This window comes from Ensifer adhaerens (assembly GCF_020035535.1).
Lineage (GTDB): Bacteria > Pseudomonadota > Alphaproteobacteria > Rhizobiales > Rhizobiaceae > Ensifer.
This window is the reverse complement of sequence record NZ_CP083350.1, coordinates 2265743-2287219: the sequence shown is the minus strand read 5'-3', so window position 1 is coordinate 2287219 and position 21477 is coordinate 2265743. Positions and strand designations below refer to the sequence as shown.

At 59.6% G+C, this 21477-nt stretch carries 14 protein-coding genes and 3 pseudogenes; 5 read left to right on the top strand and 12 right to left on the bottom strand.

Annotated features, from left to right (window positions below; all coding sequences use genetic code 11):
* Positions 1-9 precede the first annotated feature (9 nt).
* The 4 genes and pseudogenes from LAC81_RS30610 to LAC81_RS30595 form a co-directional block, all read right to left on the bottom strand.
* Positions 10-1623, bottom strand: coding sequence for an ABC transporter substrate-binding protein (locus LAC81_RS30610; RefSeq protein ID WP_223730367.1), 1614 nt, complete (start codon positions 1621-1623; stop codon positions 10-12).
* A 449-nt stretch (positions 1624-2072) separates the two neighbouring features.
* Positions 2073-2717: pseudogene (locus LAC81_RS30605) on the bottom strand (Curdlan synthase); the annotation flags it as partial.
* Between the two features lie 175 nt (positions 2718-2892).
* Positions 2893-3783, bottom strand: coding sequence for a DMT family transporter (locus LAC81_RS30600; RefSeq protein ID WP_223728416.1), 891 nt, complete (start codon positions 3781-3783; stop codon positions 2893-2895).
* A 106-nt stretch (positions 3784-3889) separates the two neighbouring features.
* On the bottom strand, positions 3890-4819 hold the full coding sequence (locus LAC81_RS30595; protein ID WP_223728415.1) for a substrate-binding domain-containing protein: 930 nt from the start codon (positions 4817-4819) through the stop codon (positions 3890-3892).
* Positions 4820-5148: 329 nt separating this feature from the next.
* On the opposite strand from LAC81_RS30595, the gene LAC81_RS30590 reads away from it, so the two are divergent.
* Positions 5149-5946: a C1 family peptidase gene (locus LAC81_RS30590; protein WP_223728414.1), complete on the top strand. Its 798-nt coding sequence runs from the start codon at positions 5149-5151 to the stop codon at positions 5944-5946.
* Positions 5947-5989: 43 nt separating this feature from the next.
* On the opposite strand, the gene LAC81_RS30585 is transcribed toward LAC81_RS30590, so the two are convergent.
* The 4 genes from LAC81_RS30585 to LAC81_RS30570 form a co-directional block, all read right to left on the bottom strand.
* A complete protein-coding gene (locus tag LAC81_RS30585) occupies positions 5990-9157 on the bottom strand; it encodes an efflux RND transporter permease subunit (protein WP_223728413.1) in 3168 nt (1055 codons plus the stop codon).
* 27 nt (positions 9158-9184) lie between these two features.
* Positions 9185-10330: an efflux RND transporter periplasmic adaptor subunit gene (locus tag LAC81_RS30580; RefSeq protein WP_419195861.1), complete on the bottom strand. Its 1146-nt coding sequence runs from the start codon at positions 10328-10330 to the stop codon at positions 9185-9187.
* 57 nt (positions 10331-10387) lie between these two features.
* Positions 10388-10996, bottom strand: coding sequence for a TetR family transcriptional regulator (locus LAC81_RS30575; RefSeq protein ID WP_223728412.1), 609 nt, complete (start codon positions 10994-10996; stop codon positions 10388-10390).
* A 443-nt stretch (positions 10997-11439) separates the two neighbouring features.
* Positions 11440-12684, bottom strand: a complete 1245-nt coding sequence (locus LAC81_RS30570; RefSeq protein ID WP_223728411.1) for a serine hydrolase domain-containing protein — start codon at positions 12682-12684, stop codon at positions 11440-11442.
* 216 nt (positions 12685-12900) lie between these two features.
* On the opposite strand from LAC81_RS30570, the gene LAC81_RS30565 reads away from it, so the two are divergent.
* Both LAC81_RS30565 and LAC81_RS30560 read left to right on the top strand, forming a co-directional pair.
* Positions 12901-13785 (top strand): hypothetical protein, encoded by an 885-nt coding sequence (locus LAC81_RS30565; protein WP_223728410.1) that lies wholly within the window; start codon positions 12901-12903, stop codon positions 13783-13785.
* Positions 13786-14458: 673 nt separating this feature from the next.
* Positions 14459-14668: pseudogene (locus LAC81_RS30560) on the top strand (helix-turn-helix domain-containing protein); the annotation flags it as partial.
* 210 nt (positions 14669-14878) lie between these two features.
* Here the strand turns inward: LAC81_RS30560 and LAC81_RS30555 are convergent.
* Complete coding sequence (locus LAC81_RS30555; protein WP_223728409.1) at positions 14879-16657, bottom strand: adenylate/guanylate cyclase domain-containing protein; 1779 nt, start codon at positions 16655-16657, stop codon at positions 14879-14881.
* A gap of 39 nt (positions 16658-16696) precedes the next feature.
* On the bottom strand, positions 16697-17002 hold the full coding sequence (locus LAC81_RS38595; RefSeq protein ID WP_223730365.1) for an HNH endonuclease: 306 nt from the start codon (positions 17000-17002) through the stop codon (positions 16697-16699).
* Positions 17003-17692: 690 nt separating this feature from the next.
* Between LAC81_RS38595 and LAC81_RS30545 the strand changes: the two genes are divergently transcribed.
* Positions 17693-18121, top strand: coding sequence for a helix-turn-helix domain-containing protein (locus LAC81_RS30545; RefSeq protein WP_223728408.1), 429 nt, complete (start codon positions 17693-17695; stop codon positions 18119-18121).
* Positions 18122-18198: 77 nt separating this feature from the next.
* Positions 18199-18573, top strand: a pseudogene (locus LAC81_RS30540) (hypothetical protein); the annotation flags it as partial.
* 288 nt (positions 18574-18861) lie between these two features.
* On the opposite strand, the gene LAC81_RS30535 reads toward LAC81_RS30540, so the two are convergent.
* A complete protein-coding gene (locus tag LAC81_RS30535) occupies positions 18862-20028 on the bottom strand; it encodes a hypothetical protein (RefSeq protein WP_223728407.1) in 1167 nt (388 codons plus the stop codon).
* Between the two features lie 227 nt (positions 20029-20255).
* Complete coding sequence (locus LAC81_RS30530) at positions 20256-21308, bottom strand: M48 family metallopeptidase (RefSeq protein ID WP_223728406.1); 1053 nt, start codon at positions 21306-21308, stop codon at positions 20256-20258.
* Between the last annotated feature and the right edge of the window lie 169 nt (positions 21309-21477).

The following is a 21477-nucleotide window of genomic DNA, read 5'->3' as shown; positions in this document are numbered from 1 at the left end:
CGTCTCGCCTTATTGCACCGGCTTGAGGCGCAGCAGGTGGACCAGCCGCATCCGGTTGTTGTCGTGATCCTCGGGGTTCATGACCGGCTCATCCTTCGTAACCCAGCCGGTAAAGCGCTTGGTCGAGAACTGATACCAGGTCGGACCGTTGAAGACGGGGACGACCGGCAGATTGTCGGCGACGATCACCTGCACCTGATCGAACAGCTTCTTGCGGTCCTCGTCCGTCGCCGCGCGGCGGTAGTCATCGAAAACCTTGTCGAGTTCGGGGTTGGAATAGCGTGACGGCGCGCTGGTGATACGCCCGCCGAAGCCGGTCGACAGCGACTGGAAGTAGCCGCGGAAAGGCGTCGGACCGTCGGCACGCGAATTCATCACCGCCTCAAAGCTGCCGTCGAGGATCTGTTTCTGCCACTGCTCGTATTCGGGCGTGGCGATGGAGGCGTTGACGCCGATCTTGCGCAGGCCTTCCGCCGCAATCTGCACCGCGTCAATCCAGTCGGTCCAGCCGTTCGGCACGATGATCGGGAAGGCAATGCGCTTGCCGCTCGGCGTGGTGCGGAAACCTTCGCCATCCTTCTTGTAGCCGGCATCATCGAGCAGCTTGTTGGCCTTGTCGATGTCATAGGCGAGCCACTCGTCCTGCGCGCCCTCGGCGGCCTTGTTGCGCCAGCTGTCGAAGCGCGGCGGCAGGCCGCTCGCATGGGTGTTGACGACCGGGTAGCCGAACCCGGCGATATCGACCATCGCGGTGCGATCCATGGAAAGACTGAAGGCGCGGCGGAAGGTCATGTCGTTGAAGGCCTCGGCATTGCCGGGGTTCGACGATTTGAAGTTCATCTGGAAGGCCACGGTTTCCGCCGGCGGCTGCCAGTAGCCGTTGTGCTCGGCATCGAGGCCGACATAGGTCTTGTCGATCTGCGGCAGGAAGGAGCCGAACCAGTCGATCGAGCCCTCCGGCAGAAGCGCCAGCATCTGGTCGTTGCCGGAGATCTGCGGCAGCTTCAGGCAGTCAACCTTCAGCGTCGCGGCGTCCCAATAGTTGGGGTTGCGGCACTGCTCGTAGACCTGGGGCGTGAAGCGGCGGATCTCGGTCATCGGGCCGGACCCGACAGGCGTCTCGTTCTTGAAGGCCAGCGGATCCTTCACATCCTTCCAAATGTGCTCTGGCACCACGGGGAAATCGGCAAGCGACTCCGGAAAATGCGTGTCGACGTCCTTGAGATTGATCTTCACCTCGGTCGGCGACGGCGCCTCCACGGAAGCGACGGTCTCACCGACGCCGACGGTATCGACCGCCGGGTTCTTCAGCATCATCTCAAGGGTAAATTTCATGTCGGCAGAGGTCAGCGGCTTGCCGTCCGACCATTTCACGCCATCGCGCAGCGTATAGGTAATCGACTTCAGGTCGTCGGCAAACTTATAGGCCGTCGCCAGCCGAAAGACCGGCTTGCCGCCGTCGTAATCGTTGAAGATCACCAGCGGTTCGTAGACGAAATCCATGGTGCTCTGCCGCCGGCCACCGAGGTCGAACGGGTTGAAATTCTGCACCCAGCTCGTCTGTTCTTCGATGTGCATGGTGAGCACGGATTCAGCGCGAGCCTCTGCGGCGCCGATCATCATCAGCACGGTCGCGAGCGTCCCAAAACGCCATGCCGTACCGCTCCTCCCGACCCTTGCCGCATTGCGCAAAGGCCGCATTTCCTCGACTGCCGTCATGACGAATTCCCCCTCAGGTTTCGTTGATCGATCTATTAAGTCAAGTAATTTGACTTAACGATAAGTCCGCAAAAGAGGCGCTGTCAATCGGCGTCTGGCCGCCCAGTCCAAAGTCTGAGAAAAAGCTAATAAGTGGTATTTCGAAGTTAAATACCACTTCCGAAAAAGTCGATTTCAGTGAGGGGTCGAGGCGGCTGATCTTGGTCGCAGAGGCACCCGGATTGGGTCGTCGGAAGGAGAATCACGGGGCGATGCCTTCGCCTCGTGCACATCCGACGACAGTTCCTCGGTTTCCACGTACACGTCGAAACTTTTCGACCCGGCGATTTAGGCAGTGGTGAAATCTGGACCCGCTAGGCGACAGTGCGTGTGCGCCCGAAGGCACGCAGCAGCAGGTCCACCGAAACAGCGATCTTGTCGATGTCAGGAATGTCCTGGGAGTAGCGCCCGGTATAGAGCTTGACGATCATCTGGTCGCACTTCTTGCGGCTGAGGTCATAATAAACTGAAGGTAGAAGCGCCGCTTGTCGCCGGCACGCGATATGTCGCCGCGCCGCTGCGTCACTTGCCTCAGATCTGCCTGCAGCGGCTCGAAACCGTCGAGCCTGAGGGCTACCTGTGCAGACTGGAAGCGCACCTCCTCCGGAACGGCGACGACCGCCTCGCCGAGCGAGAGGCTGACCACGCGTCCCGGTGTCCCATCGACCTTGACGGGTTCGTCGAGCTTGATGGCCTGGAAAAGGCGACGTGGCTTTTCTAAACAGATCAGAGACGCGATAACGAGGACGACGATGTTGATCCCCGACCAGACGGCTCCGATCGCCGAGAACGATCCCTGGACCTGTGCCGTTTCCGGCACGAGATGAATCAGAAGTCCGAGCGCCGTGACGGCGATCCAGGCGAAGGTGTAGGCGTCGAAGCTGTTTGCCTCGTTGCCGGTGCCTTTCGGCGGTTACCTTGAACGGCTTGCCGAAAGGCCGCACGAGGCTGGACAGAAGAAGATTGGACGCCAACGGTCCACGGACAACCCTCAGAAAATGGTGCTTTTTCTCATTCGGTTAAGCAATTGCTCACGGTCGCCGGCCCTGAACGCAACTGGTCGCCATGGTGATCCGCAATGATCGGGACGACCATGGCAGCGCAAGCGCTTGGCGCGATAGTGGAGCAGGAGCTTCAGGCGGGCGATTTTGACGGCAACACAACCTGGCTGACCATGGCGCACAAAATGACCGCGCAGCCGAGCATCTGGGACAGGCCGAGCGGCGCCCCGAGAAATGCCAGCGAGAAAAGCAGCACCCAGACCGGTTCGCAACACATGATGACCGACGCCCGCGCCGCCGAGATCATCTGCTGCCCTCGAAACTGAAGAACGAAGCGCAGGCAGGTCGAGATCAGGATGCTCGCGAGATACCAGCCCCAGATTTCCACTGGGGGGATGGCCGTCGGCATCCTCTCTGCGAGCGATGAGACCGCAAGGATGACCACGCCCGATACCACCAGTTGGACGGCGGCCGCAGCCACAGCGCCGACCTTCGCGGAGTTACGTTTGACGAGCGCGATGCTCGCTGCCCAAAGCAACGCCGAGACGACGAAGTAGACATGGGCCGCCTCAACGCGAGCGTCAGGCCCAAGAAACAAAAGCGCCATCCCCGCAAGCGCAATCGTAATCGAGATCCAGAGCCTTTTCCCGACCGGCCAACCGAAGAAGAGCAGGCCGAAAACCGGCACCAGCAGGTTACCGGTCGAGGAAATGAAAGCGGCGACGCCGGGATTGGTTGTGTGCTTCAGGCCGAAGATCCACGCCATCATCGCGACCGCAAATGCGAATGCACCGGGAAACAACAGCCGCACGGCTCTGCCGATATCAGCCACGGACGGGAACTTTGCCAGGAGGCCGATCAGCAGACCGGCGATGATGAAGCGGCTGCCGAGAAACAGGAGCGGCGGAAGCTCCGCAAGCGCGTGGATCGAGAAGAGCCAACCGGCACCTGCCACAAAAGCCGCAACCGCGATCTGCAGATCGGCAATCGGCTGCGGCGAAGGCTGGGCGGAACGGTCAGGCAACATCGATTTCTGATGCGGGAGGGTTGTGGCAGGCCGCACGCTGCGGCCTGCAGACTTCGTTTTCAGCCAGGCCGGAAGCCACTAGTGCTGCTTCCGGCGACGCGACCTACTGGTTCGCCTTTGCGTAGTCCTTCATGTTGGCCGGCGTCACCAGTTCGAACGGTACCCAGATCTGCCGCTCCGTCTTCTCCTCGCGCGCCAGAGCCACGGCCGCGTCCATGGCCGTCGCACCCTGGGCGATCGCGTTCTGGAAGACGGTGACATCGAGGTCGCCGGCAGCCATGGCGGCGAGGCCGTCTGGCGTGGCGTCGACGCCACCGACGACGACCTTCGACATGTCCGTGCCTGCCGCCTTCATCGCCTGGATCGCACCGATCGCCATCTCGTCATTGTTGGCGATGACGGCATCGAATTCGCGTCCGGTCGAAAGCCAGTTGGTCATGATGTTGGTGGCCTCGAGGCGATCCCAGTTGGCGCTCTGCTCCTCAATCACGCTCATGCCCTTGCAGTCATCGGTGGCGATGACATCGTGGATATCCTTGGTGCGGGTCAGCGACGAATGGTTGTTGAGCGGCCCCATGAGCACGTAGACCGCACCCTTGCCGCCAAGCAGTCGGCAGACTTCCTTCGTTTCAAGCGTACCCGAGTCGACCTCATTCGATCCGACGAAGGCGGCGGTCTGCGGAAGGACCTCGACATCGGCCGGCGGATGGTTGGCGTAAACGATCGGGATACCGGCAGCGCTCGCCATTTTCGTCAGCGCTGGCGTGCTGTCGCCATCGACGGCGACCACGACGATCGCGTCGACGCCGGAAGAAATGAAGTTCTGCACCTGATCCATCTGCTTGCTGGGATCGTTCTGGGCGTCTTCGACCTGAACCGAAACTCCCTCCAGCTTGGCAGCACGATCCTCCATGCCCTGCCGCAGGATCGTCAGAAATGCGCTATCGGACCGCGCGATGGTGATGCCGATATTCTCGGCATGAGCGGTGCCGGCCAAAAGAACCGACATGGCAGCAAACAGCAACTTCCTCATTCGGAGACTCCCCCAAGAACAATGATCAATTCACCGGAATGGAATACATGTTCCATTTAAAGTCAATGATGAAATACAAATTTCACACATGGATCTGCCAGCCGGGTCATCTATTCCGGGATTACCCCGCCAAACTGAGGATAGAAGACGTGCATATTTCCGCTATGCTACCCAAACGTGCATCGATTTGAAACAAAGCTTACGGCGATCCTTTGCCGGGGCGTCGCTTGGCCTGAGCACGCCTCGAAACGCCCGCGAACTGCCGGAACCTGCCCAGTAACATCCATCCCTTCAACCTACGCAGCCGGAGCTGCCGACAGGAGGCCCACATGTCCGTGCATGAAGCAATTCTCGATCTCGGCTATGATCCCACCATCCGTGAAGATGGTCCGTTCGTCCGGCCGCCGTTGCCTTCGGCGCTGCCGACCTCGGCGACGGTCGACCCGCAATATCTCCCGCCTCCGAAGGCGCAGGGGACGCCACGCCATGTCGGTAGTCCCGGGAGTTGCGCCGCCTGGGCTTCGACCTATGGGCTTGCCACCTACACAGCGGCAGCGGCTGCTGGCCAATCCCCATCCGGCACCGTGCAGCAGGCAAGCCCCGCCCACATCTATATCGAAGTCATGAAAAGTTACGGCCAGCAGGGCTGTGCGGGATCACGGCTCGCCTCCTACCTCAACCTGCTCAAGCAAGGCGGCACACCCAACTGGCAGACAGCGCCCTATTATCCGAGTTGCCCCGAGCTCTGGTCGAGCTACGATCCCGACGCCGCCGTCGATGCGAGCTTCAAGATCCCAGGCTGGGCCTTCGTCGAAACCGGCGACCTCGACGCGATCAAGACGATCATCGCCGGCGGCGGCGCGCTTTGCTACGGTACGTCGCTCAACGAAGGCTTCATGCAGTATGAAGGCCCCGGCCCGATGACCGGCCCGCTCAACAAGGTGCCGAATGTCGGCCATTGCATGCTGATCATCGGCTACGACGACGAGCAGCAGGCGATCCTCATTCAGAACAGTTTTGGAGAGGATTGGGGCTGCGAATGGAGCGGACGTCGCGGCTACATCTGGATGGGCTACGAGCTCTTCCAATATCTGGCTCAGGGTCAGGCCATGTATGTCACGGCCTGACCTTGCGCGGTTTTAACCGGGTCTGCTTCACTTGGCCGTGGCACTATTCCGCCGCCACGGCCGGGGGATAGATGATCGGCTCCTCGACCTCGGCATCTGCATTCGCATTCGCATCATCCGCCTTCTCCGGTTCCGTGGCGCTCTTCTTGGGCTCACGGCCGAAGAAGAGCGCGTAGCCGGCCGGCAGCACCAGAATGGTCAGCACCGTCGCGACCAGAATGCCGCCCATCATGGCGTAGGCGAGCGGCCCCCAGAAGACGCCGCGGGAGATCGGGATCAGCGCCAGCACCGCAGTCAAAGCCGTCAGCGTGATCGGGCGGAAGCGTCGGACAGCAGATCCGATGATCGCCTCGGCACGATCCATGCCGGCGGCAATGTCCTGGTCGATCTGGTCGACGAGGATAATCGAGTTGCGCATGATGATGCCAAGCAGGGCGATGACCCCGAGAATTGCAACGAAGCCGAAGGGCGCGCCGCTAATGAGCAGTGCTGCAGCTGCACCGATGATGCCGAGCGGTCCGGTGGCAAGCACCAGCATCGCCTTGCCGAAATGCTGGAGCTGGATCATCAGCAGCACGACGATGACACCGATCATGATCGGCGCCTTGGCGGCGATCGAGGCTTGGCTTTCGGCTGAATCTTCCGCCCCGCCCTGGATGCTGATGCTGTAGCCGGCGGGCAGGCTGTCGCGCAGTGGCTGCATGTCGCCGAATATCTTCATCGCCACGTCGTTCGGTTGCACGCCATCCGGCAGGGTGCCGCGCACGGTGATCGTCGGCAGGCGGTCACGCCGCCATTCGATGCCCTGATCGAGTACGGGCACGACCTTGGCCACCTGCGAAAGCGGAACGAAGCCGCCGAAGTCGGTCGGAATGTAGATCGAGTCGACCGAGCTCAGGAGTTTGCGGCTATCCGTCGGCTCGCGTGCAACGATCGCAACCGTTTCTTCGCCGTCACGGAAGTTGTCGAGCGGGGCGCCGGTGACGCTCGCCTGCAGCATCTGGCGGATGCGCTGCGAGGTGACGCCGAGCGCACGGGCGCGATCCTGGTCGATCACCAGCTTCATGCCCGGAACCGGCTCCAGCCAGTCATCGTGAACGGCGCCGAGAAGCGGGTTCTCGTGGAACTTCGCCTTCACCCGGTCGGCGATGCGCCTGACCTCATCGCGGTCCGGTCCCATGATGCGCATCTGCACCGGCCAGCCGGTCGGCGGGCCCAGGAACAGGCGATCGACCTTGGCGCGGATCGACGGGAAGTCAGCGGCGAGGATCGCGCGCATCTTGGCAATCAGCCGCTCGCGCGCCGGTTCGTCCTTGGCCATCACGAGAAGCTGGGCGAAGTTCGGATTGCGAAGCTGCTGGTCGAGCGGCAGGAAGAAGCGTGGAGCGCCCTCGCCGATATAGGTGGCGATGAAGCGCTTGTCCTCGTCATCCATCATGCGGGCTTCGAGCGCCTTTGCCTGCTTTTCGACTTCCTTGATGCTGGTGCCTTCGGGCAACCACAGATCGACGAGGATTTCCGGCCGCGATGACTGCGGGAAGAAGTTCTTCGGAATGAACTGGAAGGCCCAGAGGCTGACGAAGAAGAGGGCGAGCGTCGTCGAAAGAACGATGATGCGATGACGCACGGCCCAGGCAACAGTCGACCTGAGGTGACGATAGAAGCGCGTGCCGAAGACATCGTGATGGTTGCCGGCATGGCTGCGCTGCTTGAGCAGCATATTGCCGAGCCAGGGGGTGAAGTAGACGGCAACGAACCAGGAAACGACAAGCGCGATGCCGACGACATAGAAGAGCGATCGCACATATTCGCCGGCGGTCGAGGCCGCAAAGCCGACGGGAATGAAGCCTGCGGTGGTGATCAGCGTGCCGGTCAGCATCGGGAAGGCGGTCGAGGTATAGGCGAAGCTCGCGGCCTCGACCTTGACGAGCCCTTCCTCCAGCTTCCTCTCCATCATCTCGACGACGATCATGGCGTCGTCGACCAGAAGGCCGAGCGCGATGATCAGCGCGCCGAGCGAAATGCGCTGCAGGTCGATGCCGAGCTCGTACATGATGGCGAATGTCGCGGCCAACACCAGCGGGATGGTGATCGCGATCACCAGCCCCGAACGCCAGCCGATCGACAGGAACGAGACGACGAGCACGATCGCCAGCGCTTCGCCGAGCGCCTTCATGAACTCGCCGACCGCTTCCTTGACCACCTCCGGCTGGTTGGACATTTGGTCGACATTGACGCCATAGGGCAAGGACGCCTCGAAGCGCTCATAGGTCTCTTCGACGGCCTTGCCGACATCCGTGACCTTGAAGCCCTTGGCCATCACCACGCCGATCTGCACGCTGTCCTGTCCGTTGAAGCGGAACTTGCGCGAATAGGGATCTTCGAGCCCCGCGCTCACGGCCGCGATATCGCCGAGGCGGGTGACCTTGCCGCCGGCACGGAGCCGGAGGTTCTTCAGGTCCTCGACCTTGTCCAGGCCGCCTTCGACAGAGATGCGCACCGAGCGCGTGCCGGTATCGACAGAACCGGCGGGATCGATGTTGTTCTGGCCCGCAATGGTGCTGCGCAGATCGTTCAGGGTCAGGCCCCGCTCGGCGAGCGCCTTGGAGGAAACGTCGATAAAGATCTTCTGCGGCTGGTCACCGATGATGACAGCCTTTTCGACGCCCGGCGTCGTCAGCAGCATATCGCGCGCCTGGATCGCGAACTTCTTCAGTTCCGGGTAGCTGTAGCCCTCGCCGCTCAGTGAATTGAGCGTGATGAAGGTGTCGCCGAACTCGTCGTTGAAATAGGGTCCGAGCAGGCCTTCGGGCAACTCGTTGGAGATGTCGCCGACCTTCTTGCGCACCTGGTAGAAGGCATCGGCCACCTGCTCGGCATTGGTGTCGCCCTCGACCTGCAGCGTGATGATCGCACTGCCGGCGCGGGTATAGGAGCGCACGAAATCGAGATGCGGGGTTTCCTGCAGCTTGCGCTCGATCTTGTTGACGACCTGGTCCTGCATTTCCTCGATCGAGGCGCCTGGCCAGAAGGCCTGCACGACCATGACGCGGAACGTGAAGTCCGGATCTTCCTTCTGCCCCATGCGCATCAGGCCGAAGGCACCGGCGAGAATGATGAGGCCGAACAGGAACCGCGCCATGCTCGGATGCGCGATCGCCCAGCGCGAAAGGTTGAAGGGCCGCTTTTCTTCGGAAGAGGAGGTCGTCATCGGCTCGGTTCCGCTATCCTGGTGATATCAGCGCACGACGGCTTCGGCTGCGGCAGCAGCCTGGTGCGTCGTATCGGTGGAGATCGTCACCTTGAGATCGTCCGTCATGAACTGCGTTCCAGCGGCAACAACGAGATCGCCGACCTTGAGGCCTTCGGTGACGCGCACACCATCGGGTGTGAAGTCTGTCAGCGTGACCGGGCGGCTGCGGACGGTTTCGGTACCGCGGTCGACGACCCAGACGATCGGATAGCCGTCCTTCTCAGCCAGCGCGCTCAAGGGAACCGAGACGAACGACGCACCATTGCCGGCCGAAGCTTCGATGGTCGCGGTCATGCCGAGAAGGACGCGGGGGTCGTTCGGCAGGCTGACACGCACCGAGAAGGTGCGCGATTGCTGGTCGGCGCTGCCGGCAACCTCACGCACCCTGCCATCGAGCGACAGCCCCGCATCGGACCAGATCCCGACCTTGATCGGCAGTCCGGCCTTGAAATTGCTGATTTCCGTTTCGGGTACTGCGACCTGGACTTCCTTTTCGCCTTCGACGGCGACGGTGGCGACCGGCGTGCCGGAACCGACGACCTGGCCGACATCGGCGTTGATCGCGGTCACGATGCCCGGCCGGTCGGCGACGAGGCTCGTATAAACCACCTGGTTTTTCGCCTGTGACAGTGCCGACTTCGCAGCATCGCGGGTGGCGACAGCCTGGTTGTAGCTGAGCACCGCCTGGTCGAACTGAGCCTGCGAAGCGAATTTCCTGGCAAGCAGCTGCTTGGCGCGGTCGCGCACCAGCTCGACCGTTTCGACCTGGCGCTCGGCCGCATCCAGATTGGCGGACGCGCTGCGCACCGCAAGCTCGTAGTCGGTCGGATCGATGCGGGCGAGAAGATCGCCAACCTTGACGCGATCACCGACATTGACGATGCGCTCGACGATCTTGCCGCTGACGCGGAAGCCGAGGTTCATCTCGGTCCGTGCCCGAACGGCGCCAGAATAGCTGAGCTGACGTACATTGTCGGCCTGGGCGATCTCGACGACCTTGACCGGGCGCACGACTTCAGCGGTTTCGGACTTTTCTTCCGAGCAGGCGGCAAGCGCCGCCGAGAGGGTCGAAATCAGCGCAATGGTGGCAATGAATGAAATACGGCGGCGAAATTCAATCGGCATAAACATAGTCGCACTCCTGAAAATAAGCCGACGCCGCCCTCGGCGGCGCCGGAAGCAGTCCGGCTAAACCTTCAGTCCCTTGATCGCGAACTCGACCAGCTCTTCCGGTGCTGCGCGGTTCGTCTTGCTGAGACACTGCGCAACCATTTGTGGATGACAGAGCGTGACGGTCGCCGCACCGAAACAGCGCGACGCCACATCGGCGTCCTGTTCCGGAAACTCGCCGGCGGCGATGCCTTCGCGAATGACGTTGGCGACCAGCGCATCGAGTCTGTCGATATGCTTGTCGATGACGTGCCACTCGCGTTCGATGGCAACGACCACCATTTCATGCACCTTGGTGTCGTCGAGCATGAGCTCGACTGTCATCTGATGCTGCGCGTGCACGTAACGACGCAGCCGCTCGGTCGCACTCAATGGCAAGGCGCAGATCGCTTGAGCCATCTGGTAGCTGGCCGCCAGCATGCGGCCACAGAGCGCCTGATGGATCTCTGTCTTCGAGGCGAAGAAGCGGTAGATGTTCGCCGGCGACATGCCGAGTTCCTTGGCAATGTCGGCGACATTGGTCTTGCTGTAGCCGAAATGCCGGAACAGCCGCTCCGCTGCGTCGAGGATCCGCGTGATGTTGTCCTGACGCGTCTGATCCACGACGATATCGTTGCTTACCGGCATCGCTTGCCTTTCGATTTATGACTGACGAATTTTGTATTTCGTCAGTCATAAATCGAAATGAGACACGCGTCAACGGAAGAATGCGCTCACGCGTTCACGATGTTAGAAGCAACCAAGTTTGGCTCTTAGCAGCGAAAACGAACTCAACGGCAAGCCAAAATGGCTCTCACCGATTTTTTGGACGGATTCAATGGGTTACCCAATCACCGGGAAGGTACACAGGGACCGTCGTCTGCTGACCGGGGATATTCCCCTGGCATCGAACAATCTTGGCAAGTTGGTCGCAGAAACGCTGCTCGCCGACGTCGCACGCGGTGATTCGCGGAGGCAGCAAACAGTCCAAAAGCACTCCAAGCGACGACCGCTGTTCGACAACGGCGGCCTCAGGCCACTCAGTCGGAGATAGGAGTGAACAATCAGACCGGCGTTGAGGACTGTTGAAGCTAGCGGGCCGCCGCTTCCAAAGCATCGTGGGCCAGGAACGTTTCGCACAGGAGCGCGTCGCTCCAGGAGTCCCAATCACTTATTTGAACAATAACGGTGTCGCGGTCTGGGTAAATGTGCACGAACTGACCGTCGCGGCCGATCGCAGTAAAATCGCTCCTGCTCTTCAGGAGCCACCAGAAATATCGGTATTCCAAGCGGCAGCCGCTGTTCTGAGACGGGCTCTCATCGGGAATCATATCGTCGTCGCCAGTCCGTCTTGTCGCGATATCAAACCAGCTTCTGGCGATGATCTGACGCTTGTCCGGAGCCTGCCCCTGGTTCAGAATCAGGAGGCCAAACCGCGCAAGGTCACCGACCGTGGCGCGGAGACAGCATGGTCCAATTGCCGTGCCTGTCATGTCCACGCCCCAAGTAGCATCCGCTTCGGCCCCGATCGCAGCCCAAAACTCCGTTTCCATGAAGCTTACCAATGATCTGTCCCCCAGCAAGCGTTCCGCGGTGGCGGCTACAATCGCTGTGTCGAGGGCCGAGTAGTTGAAAGCGGGCGGGGTTGCGGATCGACGAAATGGATATCGATGGGCGAAGGTAAGGATACTCTGCGCCATGCTCTTCCTGACCACCGATCCGAATAAGTCGGCGCCGGAGAAGAGCCCGTGCCAGCCGTATTCGCTCCACCGGACGCCAGAACGCATGCGCAACACATGATCTAGCGGAGCATTGACGTAGGCGCTCGGGATGCCGTCCGCGAGACTGGGAATTATGTCTCCGACCGATTGAGCTAGCACTCGGTCGAAGTCGGCTCGCGTCCTGGCACGATAGCTCTGCGTAATGATTTGCCCCAGCAGCGTTGAGGTGATCGACTTAGCGACCGACGCCACCCCGTATTTTTTGGTCCTCCCATCGGGATCACTGCTCTCGTCCCGGCAGATCTCCGTATCCCGGTTGAAGCTCTGAAACCGGACAACGCCACTCTTGACGACCAAAAGTGCGCAGACCCTGGCATGCTTCATGAATTCGGAGATGCGACAGCGAGGCGAGCTTCCCTCCTTGCAGTCGAAGTAGATGTCACCGATGTCCAACACTTCGGGCAACGCGCTCGCAGCCGGCGGAGCGTGAATCGTCCTATTCCGGCCCATCGCCACGTCAGCAGCGCTCAAGAACAGCAGAGCCGCTACTAGTCGCAATAGCGCGTCCCTCAAAATCCCTCTCCCAACTTCCTGACGCGCGAACCTGATGCGCATCGATACCCCAATCAGTTCACAACCTAGCGGAGCAATTCACGCTTGCCAACGATCTCTAATATTCATCCTAGCTGGAATCGCCTGCTCGGAAGTTTTCCGCTGCAGCCCGCCCCCCAGAATCGACTCGATTTCCAATGCAACCTGTGGAAGCATCCGGTTGCAACGTGTGGCGGCGAATGCTGGGGAGCAGACCGTCGCAACTTGATGGGGGAGACAATGAGGCTACTTCCTGTACTCGCGGCATTCGCGGCAGCACTGCCGATCGGCGGCTGTGCCACAACTCAGTCAGATCGGGTTCAAGCGATAAAGAGTTCGAGTATTCAAAGCGTGGTTGATGACATGAAGCGCCAGGTAAGCGTCTATGTCGCCTATCAGAACTCTCCGCAAGGAACGCGCAGTGTGGTCGATGCCTCGGCCACCAAGGCATGCGGCAACGGTCTGATCGATTTCGACATCAAATCGGTAAAGCTGGAGATTCTCACAACACTTGAGAGCAGCGTCGACGGGGGCGTTGAAGTCGGCCCAATTGTATCTGGCGCCGCGGCTTGGTCGGGTGGCCTCGGAGCGGGGCGTACGATTTCGAATACTCAGGAGCTTGTCCTTGCGGTTGATGCTCTGCCGAACCGCTCCTTCGTCTACGCCAGGAGCGAGGACGTCAAGTCGGCGCCGATCGCCGCGACCCTAATCAACCTGAGAGAGGCGCTCATCAAGGCGGGCGAAGTTCCGAATCGCATCTGCTTCAAGACTGCCAAGGACGCTGACGACGGAAACACCTATAAGATCGCCCTGAGCATCGAAGACCGTGGCGGCGGCAACGTGTCGCTCGGCGTTGCGCCGCTCGGCGTGAGCCTCTCCGGTGAAACGAAAAGTACGACTGGCAACACTCTGACCGTCTCCTTCGAGCCACACATGTTCACTCAGCAGGAGGTCGCCAATGCGGGAGGACATGGCCGTCGCGGAAAGATCGACGCCCGCCAAGGGAATATCTGGTCGACACCGGTAAAGCCGTCGAAGCAGGCTGGCTCTGGGAACAACTGTCCTCCGGGTAGCATAGATCCCGCGTGTCAAGGAACCTTCAATCGGAAAGAACCAGAGATTTGACGGGCGCCTGATACCCAGGACCGTGGATCTGTCGTCGGAAGTCGAACACTCCGGGAACCGAAGACCCTAATAATCTACTTCTAATATGCACGTGTGTCATCGCATTGGAGACGGGAACCGATGTGGTTTGAGCGTGAAACGAAGAAAATTGAGAGGGAAGCCAGGCGAACATTTGGGGCGCCTTTCCTCATTGGGGCGGTGCTGCTTATCGGGGCTATAAGCCTTGGGCGAGCCGTTTGGCCAACGATCGAATGGGCCGCTACCGCTATCCGCTCTTATGGAGGTTGGATATCACTCGGTCAGAAGCGATAGTTAAAGAGCAGGGGACGGAAGAGTTCGGCAGCCACGCATTCGACCCGTCAAACAACGTAAGCACCCCCCTACCCTAAGACGCCTCACCATAGCACAAAGAGTGTCCTGTACTTGCGGACTCTAAGTTTGGGTTTTGGCGCCTAGTATGGACTGCAGGCGAGGGCTATCTGCAGACAAACATCACATCGCTCAGGTTTAAGACAGCAACAAGCAGACGATGCGCAATGCGACCGAACAACAGCCCATACCGGCGATCATGGACTTGATAGCAGGGCAGTGGCGCAGCCAGATGCTGCAGGACGGCGTCGCACTCGGCATCTACGATGCTCTGTCCGCGTTGCAACCCTCGGCCGCAACGGCAATCGAGCGAACGCAATCCGACCTGAAGCGCGCTAAATCAGAAGGCAAACCTCTCGGTCGCCCCTCGACTCTTACTGAAAAACAGAAGCAGGACGTACGTGAAGATCTGGCGACAGGGATGAGCGTTTCGGCGACTGCTAGGAAGTTTGCAACAAGCCGGCAGACTATTATGAGGGTTCGCGCCGCGGGTTCACGGTCCGTTCGAACTTAGCACACGAAGCCTTTATCACGGATGGATGTTCCGGTTTCCGCGTACCTACTGCCGATCCAATAGGTGTTGCGCTCAACCGGGAAGGGTCCCGGGCTCCATCACCGTATCGAAGGAAGTTCGCGAGGTTGCTCATTGTGGAACATATAGAGAGCCACGGTATGAGCGTCGTTGCGGCCCGCGCACTACCTACGTGCTCCGTTTCGTTGCTGATCACTCGGGCAGACCCGCCTCGAGGTACCCGTCGATGAAGTGCTGTCGATCACCATCGTTGCGGAATGGCTGCGTCCGCCCCCAGGCTCGCGCCGAGAATTTCGGAAACTCCGTGAGGAACTCGGCGCCCATGCTTCGCGCTTCCGCAATCCGCCCCAGCCGCACGAGGGCGGCAGCGAGATTGCGTTTCGATCCTGGCCCGCCCGCCTGCGGATGACCGAGCGTTTCGACAGCATCTTGGTATCGACCAGCAGCATATTGGGCCCAGCCGAGAAACGAGTAGTGATCCCCTGGAGGATAAGGGTTGAGCCGAAAACTGTTCTCGGCGCACTCAACGGCTTCGGTCGCCCGCCCCTCGAACACGCGGAGGTCCGCAAGGTGGGCCCAGCCCGCAGAGTGATTGGGATTGAGCCGAAGCCCCCGTTCGAACTCAGCAACTCCAGCTTCGAAATCGCCTTCATAGGCGTTTAGATATCCGAGCACGATAAGCGCGTCGGCGTTCTCCGGATCAATCTCCACTGCCTTCGCGGCGGCCATGCGGGCGGCAGCACGGTGCTGGTCGAGAGGCTCCCCGTAGTAGAGCGCATCGAAATGATAGCTCATTGCGAGCCAGGCATGCGCCCCGGCAAAGCCCGGATCGATCTCGATAGGCCGAATAAGGAGCGGGCGAGCAGCCCTCGTCTCGCGAAGCGACTGTGTTGCGAGCGCCCTGCCCCGAACGAACAGGTCATAGGCTTCCAGATCAGTCACCCTGCGCCTGGGGAGGGGCTTTGCGGATGGTAGAACATGGGCAAGCGCTTGGATCACCTTGCCGACGACTTCGTCCTGCAGGGCGAAGATGTCCGCGAGGTCGCGGTCGAGTCGTTCAGCCCAAAGGCAGCTGCCAGTGGAGGAGTCGATCAGTTGGGCATTGATGCGCACCCGTGCCGCGGCCCTGCGCACGCTGCCCTCGACGAGGTAGCGAGCACCAAGTTGCCTCGCGATCATCCGCATATCCGTTGACCGATCCCGGTAGGCAAAACTCGAATGCCGAGAGATCACCAGGAGACCATCAACTTTGGAAAGGTCGGTGATCAGGTCCTCCGCGAGGCCATCAGCGAAATACTCTTGCTCCAAATCGCTGCTCAGGTTCGAGAATGGCAGCACCGCAATCGAAGCCACCTGCGGCAATGTCGGAACGGTGTCCGGCGGGTCGCACATCTGCCGTTCGGGAGTCATCTGGCTTCCAGTCCAATCCACACGGTAGACCCTGATGGATCGGGCAATATTTTTCAAAGAACACTCGCCTTGATCGAGGAATTGGAGCGGGAGCTGCCGTTCAACGTGCTCGTATACGCTGTAACTTATGAGCACCCCGCCAGGTTCGGCCAAGGCCTCCAAGCGCGCGGCGATATTGACTCCGTCTACGAAGATATCCTCGCGATCAGCCAGTATGTCGCCCACGTTAACGCCCACACGGAACGCAAGACGACGATCTTCGGCAACATTCTCGTTCCGCTCAGCCGTCGTTCGCTGAAGGTCGACGGCGCAGCGTACGGCTTCAATGGCACTCGCGAACTCCGCCAGGAACCCGTCCCCGACCATTTTGAAGATGCGCCCCCGATGTCCTTCGACCGCAGGTCTGCCGACATTGCGAAGCAACCCCTGCAAACGCTCATGGGTGTCCTCCTCGTCGCGCTCCATCAAGCGGGTGTAACCCGCGATGTCAGCGGCGAGGATGACTGCCAGCTTTCTATGGGCTCCGGCAGAGACCAGGATTGGTTCGTTATCGTCCGGCATCGAAGAAAGCTACGCCGCTGCAATTTTGCCTTCAAGATATCACGGGTCCGACGGCGACCGCCATGAAACCTGAGGGTCTGACTGGCAGTGAAGCCTGGCGGGATGCCAGCGTCCTGCTTTCATTCGAGACTGTACATACTTCCCATAAGATGTCGGGTCCTTCGGCTGTTTTGCGCGGTGCCGCGTTCTGTTGCAGTAGTGGCACGCGGCGACGATATTTAGTTCGGAGTCGGCCCCGCCCCTTCCTCTTTCGTAAAGATGCTCCGCGGTGCAGCGGTATCGCAATGCCTCTTTCGGCGAGAGCGAAAAGTGCTCACTAAACGTCAATGGGTCTCCGTCCCACATGGGCTCACGGCAATAGTAGCAGTGCCATTGCTGCCCCTGGGCGGCTTTGATCCTGATCTTCTTGATCTTGCGGCTGTTTCGCATTGGCCACGTCCTTAGCTTCATCTCTGAAGCGGACGTGCAGCGGGCATTTAGAGCCCGCCCCTCAGTTGGGAGGCAAATCCTCGCACAAGACGACGCATACAAATGCGCCACTCCGCAGTCTTTCAACGGAACGCGCCCCGTTCAGTAACGCGCTTACGAGCTTGCTAGTAGCCCAGGCAAGCTGACGTCTGCCTCCGCGGTCTCAGGCTAGCCGAAGCGCAAGGATTGTCAACGTCGAAGCTCCGAGGGCGGTGGCGAAGCAAAGCACGGCGAAGGACGATCGCATCTCATCCGCACATATCGAATGGGTCGTCTTCAACCCGGAGGACGGCACAGCTCCAAACGGATCGAACCTTCTCGCTTATGCAACTTGCTCGCGGCTGAGCCGGGGTAAGGCAAACGTCCCCACTCTCTCAACTTGATGCTTACATTTCGCCTTGCTAATGTATTTACAGGTGGTCCGCAGGTGACAGCATCGCGTGCACTCGCGAGGATTGCATGTATGCTCTTACGCTCGTAAGCGGGCGATCATTAAAAGCTCGGGGAAACGCTGCGTCCCGCCAACACCGCCTTCTCGAACGCGGTTCTGGATCGAAGGAGACCGTCATGCCTAATCCTAAGTCCCCAAACGAAGTCGACGTAACAGTCGGCCGCAATGTCAGACGCATCCGCAACATGCTCGGGATGTCCCAGGAAATGCTCGCCGTGAAGCTCGGTTTAACGTTTCAGCAGGTTCAGAAGTACGAGAAGGGAACTAACCGGATCTCGGCAAGCAAGTTGGTTGCCATGTCCCATGCGCTTGACTGCAGCATCGGCCAGTTCTTCACAGACGTCGACGCCAGCACAAATACCGTCCCCATTCCTAATGTCAGCTCTGCGGCCCTCAAGTTGGCAGGTCAATTCGACAAGATCGCGTCGCCTTCTCAGCGCGATGCCGTCTCCAAGCTGGTAGCATCATTAGCGCGTCACGCCCCCCTCGCACTCAGCGCTCGCCGAGGAATGATTGCGGCGGTGGATGGCGCCGTTGAAACTTAGGCCATTGCCGCAGCCGCCGAGCGAGCCTTGAGCAGGCATCGGAGGGTTTGCTCGGCCATGCGGAGCGCAGCAGCTTTCATCTTAACGCTCGTAGCGAGCGCCATCGTGTCGTATTGCTCGCTGGCGCCGAAGATCTGGGCACCTTTTCGTGAAGACGATCAAATCCAAGACCAAGACCAAGGACGCGTCTTACGACCAGACGACCTTCGCCGAATGCGATCAACCGCTTCCAGCTACAACCCGTACGACGGCCCCCGGGCGCCATTTAGGGCTTGCTGCCGTATGGTCCCCACAACGTCCGCGTACATCCTTGAGCGCACCGGGTCCGTCGAGCAGGCAAGCTATGCATTCTGGGACACACCTGAGGTGCGAACCACTACGGCCGCTTATTGCCGCAGGACAAAGCGGCGCTTGCGGCCAAGATTTTGAACCAGGTGTGGGAGGCAGCGTAGGCGCCGCCTGGGACGGGTGCGCATCCGACGCCTTTTGTTAGCGAGACGCATACTCAATCGGGTTGACCGGCTCCCGTCTCCGACCTTGGTGACGCCTGGAAAACAAACGGGAGGCCAAAGCCTCCCGCGGTGTCATGTTACGTGGTTGACTTTCAGATACCGATTTCGTCGCTTTTGAACATTGATCCACCGTCCTCTGGCTTCGTTGACATCGATCTGACGGCCAGATCCGTCAGAGATATTGCGTTCGTCTTCTACCATAACGGTTTTCGTGGAAGCATCAAGAACTTAGTCCAGAGGAGGTTTCGCGAACGTGAAAGTCACATAGCGCACGCTCGGCTCCATGTCCTTCTTTTTGAAAATCTCGAGTTCCTCACCGTATCCGAGCGCCTTCTGAGCCGTACCATCGCGAAGCAACGTTACCACCTTCACGTCACCTGTCTTGATACGGTTCACAATCTTGACGCTGAAATTTCGACAGAAACGACGTGACGTGTAGCCTGACTCTTCCCCCACCTTGAACCATTGCCAGTACTTAAAAGCAAAGCTTTTGCTCTCTCGGCCCACGGAGAACAGTTCTGGAAACTTTGCTCCGGTCTCGGACGAAATCTCCAGAGGCCCGTCTTTTATCCGCTCCTCTCCATCAACGATAAGGGACACAATCTGGCCAATCGTGGCCGGTTGCTTGCCCTGCTCGAACTTGTCGGGAATGACGGCAAAGTTCATTTCATCCTTTGCATCCACATCGCCGAAAAGGTTAATCAGCGTCGTCTTCATCGTGACGGACGCTTTGAACGCCTCGAACTCTGCGCTGTATTCTTCGACAGTGATTCGCCGCTCAGTCGAAGAGCTGACAAATCCGAGCTTTTTGACGTCCTCACTTACATGCTTCAGCGCTGAGCGCTTCAGCTCTGGATCGGCGTCGACCGTCGCCGCGAAGAGGAACCCGATCCGGTTTTCGAATTCTTCCTTGTGCGGATGCCGCAGACTGACCAGGGCGGCAGCCAATCCGATTACCGTGAAGAAAATCACGTTTACGCACCATGAAACGTAGAAGCTTTCCGAAACAACGTTGATACCGTGGTGCCTGAGGTATCCAATCGTTGATGTCACGACCAATGTGAAGAACCAAAGCTTCGAAAGGAAAATGACCCGTGCGTCGTCGAAGACAAGATCGAGGAACTTGAGATCGAGCACTACATTATTCTTAAAGTCGCCTTGTACTACCCGCCGCGTTAGCACTAGTAGAAGGATCAAGATTCCGAACGAGAACAGCTCGTAGTGAACTACCAGCGGCTGGGTGGCACCGCAGGCTTCACAGAAGTAATTGACGCTGGCCCGGGCCGCGGCGAAGTAGATGGCAAAGAGCGCGATCGAAGCTACGGTTCCAGATCCCAAGAACGCGAAGAAGACCGCCGCCAGCAGCATGTTTGCAAAATCATAAACGAATGTCATGAATGTCCCCGTCTCATCCGCTGGATCGTACCACCCAAAGCTTAAACAGTGGCAAAACAACCCGTCAGGCTGGCACCCCAAGATTACGGTCAAGTGTCGGGAGCAGCGTCGGCCCAGCAATTCCTCACTGCGAGCCACCGTCCGACGAGCGGACCTAGAACTGGACGACGGATTTTGAACAAAAGGCAGGCCGATCTGACGGCGATCTTGGTAGGCCCACAAATATTTCACCACTGAAGAAAGTTTGTGATCCGACTGGTCCAGGCCTTGTCGAAGGCTTCGATCATCCGTGTGGACGTGCTTTCATCCAGAAGAGATGAGAGCGCGGTCGTAGTCACCGGCTCAATCTGCGGCGCCTCGGAATATCCTAGCGCTGAAAGACGTTGGGCCGAGGACGGATGGGAGGCCTTTTCGTCGACCAGAACATCCCAGGCGCGGAGCGCATAAGTGTTGAGCACCGCCTGATCTGCGAGTTTGGGCGCCGCTTGCAACACCCTCGTCAGAGGAGGGCTCGGCGGGGACACGGCTCCCATCAATTCCGTCCGCAGAGGCTCGTGAACGATCTCCCGCGAGAACTCCGAAGCAGAAGCGATCAAAAGCAGTGCACGTGCAGCCTGCTCCGAGCGACCGAACGAGGCCGCGTCTCGGTCAGCCTTGATTTCGGCCTCGCGTGACAAGCGCGCAGTCTCCATGTCGAAGGACTCACCCAGAAAACCGAGCAAGTCATATAGAAGGCGTCCGGTGATGGTCCCCTCTGGCGAGGCGTAGCTGAAAACGAAATCAAAGGCGTTTTCCAACTCCGCCAGGCGCAGGCTGCCGTTGACGTCGTTGTTGCGCAGATGTGCATTCTCGTGGGCGAGAATTGTCGTGATGGCGTCCTCGTCCGTCACCGCCAACAGGGGAATGCCAACCGTGAGCGCATAGCGAGAGCCAAGTAGTCCGAACAAGGTCCGCTCCACCCCTATGCTCGCATTGAGTTCATCGTCCACGTGGATGATTGTTCGTGCCGCTATCCGCGATCCCGCGACCTTTTCCCAAATGGACCATAGGCCGGGAGCTTCTGCCCTGGTCATCCCGCCAACCTTGCTCCGGCGAACAAGATTCCCAACAGGAAGGCGATCGCAAGCATGGCTACTGGCAGCATAATGACTGCCGTTGCTAGAAACCAACCCCGGCAGATGCTCGAGCAAGGAGAGCCAAAGTGAAAAGAGAAGTGCGGCCGGCAGAACAAACAGGAATACCGCAAAACGCCCAAAGTGTCGGCCTGCGGCAAGGATCATTCGTGACGTCGGCATCTCTCGTACGGACGGTCTGAGCGGCCCTCGGTCGTTAATTCCAACGCGGCGACCGGCGCTTGGCGACGACGATCTGCATTAATCCGACAACAGTTTCGAGGCGCTCAAGCCATCGAATTTCTTCCGGGATGAGCTACAATCGCCCCGTTAATTT

Coding starts and splice junctions, on each gene's coding strand:
- LAC81_RS30530 (WP_223728406.1), bottom strand. CDS start 21,308: ATGATCCTTGCCGCAGGCCGACACTTTGGGCGTTTTGCGGTATTCCTG.
- LAC81_RS30575 (WP_223728412.1), bottom strand. CDS start 10,996: ATGCCGGTAAGCAACGATATCGTCGTGGATCAGACGCGTCAGGACAAC.
- LAC81_RS30545 (WP_223728408.1), top strand. CDS start 17,693: ATGCCTAATCCTAAGTCCCCAAACGAAGTCGACGTAACAGTCGGCCGC.
- LAC81_RS30610 (WP_223730367.1), bottom strand. CDS start 1,623: ATGATGATCGGCGCCGCAGAGGCTCGCGCTGAATCCGTGCTCACCATG.
- LAC81_RS30595 (WP_223728415.1), bottom strand. CDS start 4,819: ATGAGGAAGTTGCTGTTTGCTGCCATGTCGGTTCTTTTGGCCGGCACC.
- LAC81_RS30585 (WP_223728413.1), bottom strand. CDS start 9,157: ATGACGACCTCCTCTTCCGAAGAAAAGCGGCCCTTCAACCTTTCGCGC.
- LAC81_RS30555 (WP_223728409.1), bottom strand. CDS start 16,657: ATGCCGGACGATAACGAACCAATCCTGGTCTCTGCCGGAGCCCATAGA.
- LAC81_RS30565 (WP_223728410.1), top strand. CDS start 12,901: ATGAGGCTACTTCCTGTACTCGCGGCATTCGCGGCAGCACTGCCGATC.
- LAC81_RS30535 (WP_223728407.1), bottom strand. CDS start 20,028: ATGACATTCGTTTATGATTTTGCAAACATGCTGCTGGCGGCGGTCTTC.
- LAC81_RS30580 (WP_419195861.1), bottom strand. CDS start 10,330: ATGTTTATGCCGATTGAATTTCGCCGCCGTATTTCATTCATTGCCACC.
- LAC81_RS38595 (WP_223730365.1), bottom strand. CDS start 17,002: ATGTGGGACGGAGACCCATTGACGTTTAGTGAGCACTTTTCGCTCTCG.
- LAC81_RS30570 (WP_223728411.1), bottom strand. CDS start 12,684: ATGCGCATCAGGTTCGCGCGTCAGGAAGTTGGGAGAGGGATTTTGAGG.
- LAC81_RS30590 (WP_223728414.1), top strand. CDS start 5,149: ATGTCCGTGCATGAAGCAATTCTCGATCTCGGCTATGATCCCACCATC.